This is a genomic window from Enteractinococcus helveticum (assembly GCF_020742345.1).
In the GTDB taxonomy this organism is placed as follows: domain Bacteria; phylum Actinomycetota; class Actinomycetes; order Actinomycetales; family Micrococcaceae; genus Yaniella; species Yaniella helvetica_A.
The window spans coordinates 1-4186 of sequence record NZ_DYXC01000015.1; the positions used below are offsets into that span (position 1 = coordinate 1).

Sequence of the window (4186 nt, forward strand, 5' to 3'; positions counted from 1 at the left end):
GTCGACCACGCTAGGGCGACAGAAATTCTAAAACTGCCCTATTGGGGTGTACCTAAATAGAACTATTACATGTCCGTGTACGGAGATATTTCTACGATGTCCACAGGTACAGGGATTGAACTGTAGGAGGAGTTAGCGTCGAAAAAATCTAAAGTCGATGACTCCAAGTATTTCCCCTGCTTATCCGCTGCGATCACATTGAGAACAACGCCAGGTGAATACTTCCAGCGGGAGTCATTAAGGATGAAAACCGACGCGCCCAAACCACGACCCGCAGCTACCCCCTCAACTGCAAAGAGCCGCTCATCCAGCGACTCCGATAGAACTGGTGGTGTTTCCGAACCGGCAAGTGTAAGGTTGCCGACATGGAAAGACGTGAGCAAGTGGGACCAATCAACCGCGATGACGCACAGTCTCAGCTGGAATCGTTGGCGGCTGATCGTGCGGCGGCGGGCGCTCGTGCTGCAGCGCCGTGGTGGTTGATCATGTTGCATGGGGCGAGCATCGCGGGGTTCGCCCTGTCGTTCGGTCTCGGTGACGGACAGGCGGTCGGTTTCGGGGTGAGTGTTCTTGTGTTTGTGGGGCTCGGCGTGATTCGTCCGTGGGTGACCCGCACGCACGCGGAACCATGGTCGAGGTCTAAGCGTGCGGTCGCTCCAGGTGTGATTCAGTTGCTGCTTGCGGTCATCATCATCGCGGTCGGGGTGATTGCCTACGATCAGTTCGGTATCGAGTGGGCGTTGTGGCCCACGGCACTTCTTGCCGGCGGCACAACGGTGCTGTTTGGGATGCAGATGGAGCGAGCCCTTACGCGCGACGTTGCTGAGGGGGCTTGATGGTGTCAGGCACCGTTTCTCGCTTCGATGAAACCATCCATGGTGTTGTGCGGCTCCGCATCTGCGGAATGCTCGCGCGTCTGGGCGCCACTGACTTCGCGGTCATTCGTGATGCCCTCGAGGTGAGCGATCCGACCCTCAGTAAGCACCTGAAGCAGTTGGAGCAGGTCGGCTATCTCCGCCTCCATAAAGGGCTCACGCTCGGTGGACGCACCAAGACGTGGGCCGAGATGACTGATGCCGGACTGGTCGCGTTCAAGGGGCACGTTACCTTCCTGCGCGAGGTCACGGGCGAATAGGAGTTCCGCGTGCTTCCGCCGCCACACAACGCCTGCTCTGCTCTCGTTAGGTAGACGCTTTATCGGGCTCTTCGCAGCTACCCCCTCAACTGCGAAGAGCCGGAAAGTGCTGGTAAACCAGCAACTAATACGTTGCTGGCATGTACTTCAAGAGAATGTTATCTACGGCTCCAAAACTATTCGGGCCTTGACGAAAGACGTCCCCGGCCTCAGTTGATAAGCTCTGCGTGTGATTAGCGAAATGGACAAGCTCTTCAACGAAGCTCACCGCTCTGGCTTAGCTATAGGCGAATTAACGTTGCTCACGCTATCGTGGGCATTCGAAGATAGCCTGCTGAATTGGCTGGAGCAACATAACTTTCAGCCACTAAAGAATCGGCCGAATGAGGATCCTATTTCTGAACTAAAACCACAAACACGTGAAACCGCAAATCCATTCTCACTTAGTGCCACAACGGGACTTGACCAGCAACCGCTGCATACGGACGGGGCTCACCTACGAAGTACGCCAGACTTTGTGTTGCTGTGGTCTGAGACAGCTAACGACACGTCAACGCGAGTTTGGAGAGTTCCACGAATTCCACAGGATTCTCAAAATGGAGTATTTGTCGTACACAACGGAAAAGAGCGCTGGTTAACGCAAGCATATAACGATGGAACAATTCGTTTCGATCCTGGCTGTATGAGTCCCGCAGACCAATCTGCGAGGGGCCTTTCACGCATTCTGACCACCCCTCCCGAACAGGAAATTGAACACATTCATTGGGATGCCAGGGGCAAGATCGTGGTTATAGACAACAAGCGCATTTTACATGGCCGCTCGCGACTTTCAGAGGGCGACAACACTCGCCGTCTAAAGCGTCTTGCAGTAAAGAGGAAATAGATGACTGTAAACCCTTACGCGCCATCGGGATTTTGGTTAAAAGCAAAACTATTCATCAATCGAGCATTGGAACCAGCAGGCTCAAGCTCTGAAGACGAGCGTCGTATATGGGCGGCTCTCGGCCTGGAACTCCTGGCGAAGTGGTCCCTTGCGGAAACATCACCGACCTTAGTTATAGATCCCGTAGCCGACGGAGGAAGCAACCTCCTAAAGGCGCTTGACTTGCAAGATGGTGCAAAGAGTGTAACCGCCCCAGCTAAAACTATTTTCTCAAGGTGCGCACAAATCTTTCGTCCGTTCGATGAAAAAGCTGCGAAAAAAATCGCTGGCACACGGAATGACTATTTACACGGGGCGGGGATTGAAATTCTTACCCTTCCAGATCCTGCATGGTGGCCTGAATATTGGTCACTCGTCAATATATTGCTTACTTCTCAGCAGCGCAGCCTTGGAGAACTCGTCGGCTTTTCCGAGCTCGAGAATGTCAACCAACAGTTAGAACTTCATACACATCGCGTCAAAGAGCAGTATGAAGCCGCAGTTGAAACAGCGAAACGCAATCTAAAGAGATTCGAGGAAGGCAATATGTCAGCGAGGGAGAAGTCCCGCTGGGACAACTTGCTACGTCAAAATCCTCAACTAAGCTACAGACTGCAAGTGGAATGCCCTGTCTGTGATTCCGTTGGAGAAGTGCAATCGGACTACGCTGATACGAAGGAAATCGCATGGTGGTCAGATTCAGACGATTCGTACGAACGCTACCCCTACGTCGAAGTCACTTTTGAGCCAGACTTCTATATTTGCCCCAACTGTCACTTAGTTCTTGATGACCCTCAACTGCTCGAATATGCAGGTCTTAATACCGCCGTGACGATTGAGACAGATGAAGATCCTTACAGAGAAGGTGAATACGGCAATGATTAGAGAAGTAGTGTCCAATCAATCCTCTCCTCCATCTCCAAAATTCCCATGCGGAGAAGAGTCTGCACGCACTGGCCTTCAGGATCGTGGACGATCAGGTGCTTGATTAAATTTCACAACGTCTTCACGCTCCAGGGATATAGCAGGCGGTAAGTGAAACCGTCCCTGCTCGTCATTATCCTGCGTTTCCTTTTCCGGTTCCACAGCTTCAGCCTCCAATCAAAGAATAAGCTACCGTACACACTAAAGACATAGCTAAAGAAACGAACCCCCAAATCACGAACTTCGATGTTTTTAGAACCCGCGCCCTGCCTTGAGTCAATGTAATACGCTTCGATTCAGCTATCGCTCTCATAGCCTCAATTTCAGTCTTTCCCACAAGTTGCTCCTCAAGGCTGGAAAGTTTTAGCTCTTGACTCTTTGGGTGAAAGAAAAGCGCTATCACTCCGAGAATCGCAGCAGACATGCCAAATGCCAGAGCCAAGGCGAACCAACAGTTATTTTCATCCCCATTTTTAGGAATTGATACAAAAATCAATGAAGAGGTGACGAGCAGCGCTGCCCGGTTAGTCAAGGACGTGGCAGAACGAATGTGGTCTGATAGCTGTCGGTTAATCTCGGAGTCAATAATGCCCAAGACGGCAAGAAATTCTTCCTTCTCCCAGCTACTTTCGGGCGAATCCGGCTTCATGAAACTCCAAGCACATCATCAGCATAATAAAATATCCCCAGACTGCCCGGAACAGGAACGGCAGGCTCTTTTACGTCTTAGCTATCTCGCTTAACCACGAGGAGGGAAGGGATCGTCACCATATGAATTACGCTGATGGATACGATTGTTATCTTTGCGATGCTTTATCCACTCGCTGCCGCTGTCCTTAGCGAGCTTTTGGCTCCACTCTCGCGCCTCGGATTCTGTATCGCGATAGCCAGAAGCTCGAGAGGCCCCCTCTCTCCCTACCTTCCACTGCTGGCGTTCACTATCCCATGACTGATGGACATTCTTACCGGACACTTCGCTCTCCTCATGCCTACTAATTCTTTATGCAACCATTATGTCATAAGGCAAACGTATGTTCTAGGTCCAAAATCGGGTCGTACACAATCCCCGAACAAACAGACGGCATCTACCGCAAGATAAAGCAGATCAATAGGGCGCTCGTTCGGGATAAAGACAATCTTGAGGTAATCGGTTTCTCTAAAGACCTGATGGAGGCAACTGCTAGCGCAGTCCTGCAAGAACGGGG

General features: G+C 51.5%; 6 protein-coding genes. 4 read left to right on the top strand and 2 right to left on the bottom strand.

Features of this window, described 5'->3' with window-relative positions:
- The first annotated feature begins 365 nt into the window (after positions 1-365).
- The 4 genes from K8V32_RS00990 to K8V32_RS01005 all read left to right on the top strand — a co-directional run bounded on the left by K8V32_RS00990 (position 366) and on the right by K8V32_RS01005 (position 2942).
- Positions 366-836, top strand: a complete 471-nt coding sequence (locus K8V32_RS00990) for a hypothetical protein (RefSeq protein ID WP_148639615.1) — start codon at positions 366-368, stop codon at positions 834-836.
- Complete coding sequence (locus K8V32_RS00995) at positions 836-1135, top strand: transcriptional regulator (RefSeq protein WP_053917629.1); 300 nt, start codon at positions 836-838, stop codon at positions 1133-1135. The genes K8V32_RS00990 and K8V32_RS00995 overlap by 1 nt, the downstream gene beginning before the upstream one ends.
- 229 nt (positions 1136-1364) lie before the next feature.
- On the top strand, positions 1365-2018 hold the full coding sequence (locus K8V32_RS01000; protein ID WP_303901515.1) for a Fe(II)-2OG oxygenase family protein: 654 nt from the start codon (positions 1365-1367) through the stop codon (positions 2016-2018).
- Positions 2019-2942, top strand: coding sequence for a hypothetical protein (locus K8V32_RS01005; protein ID WP_303901518.1), 924 nt, complete (start codon positions 2019-2021; stop codon positions 2940-2942).
- Between the two features lie 205 nt (positions 2943-3147).
- Here the strand turns inward: K8V32_RS01005 and K8V32_RS01010 are convergent, their stop codons facing one another.
- Complete coding sequence (locus tag K8V32_RS01010) at positions 3148-3630, bottom strand: hypothetical protein (RefSeq protein WP_303901521.1); 483 nt, start codon at positions 3628-3630, stop codon at positions 3148-3150.
- A 90-nt stretch (positions 3631-3720) separates the two neighbouring features.
- Positions 3721-3954, bottom strand: coding sequence for a DUF2188 domain-containing protein (locus tag K8V32_RS14600; RefSeq protein ID WP_369681022.1), 234 nt, complete (start codon positions 3952-3954; stop codon positions 3721-3723).
- Between the last annotated feature and the right edge of the window lie 232 nt (positions 3955-4186).

Excerpts from the sequence above, each read along its gene's own strand:
- K8V32_RS01005 (WP_303901518.1), top strand. The coding sequence starts at position 2,019 with ATGACTGTAAACCCTTACGCGCCATCGGGATTTTGGTTAAAAGCAAAA.
- K8V32_RS00995 (WP_053917629.1), top strand. The coding sequence starts at position 836 with ATGGTGTCAGGCACCGTTTCTCGCTTCGATGAAACCATCCATGGTGTT.
- K8V32_RS00990 (WP_148639615.1), top strand. The coding sequence starts at position 366 with ATGGAAAGACGTGAGCAAGTGGGACCAATCAACCGCGATGACGCACAG.
- K8V32_RS01010 (WP_303901521.1), bottom strand. The coding sequence starts at position 3,630 with ATGAAGCCGGATTCGCCCGAAAGTAGCTGGGAGAAGGAAGAATTTCTT.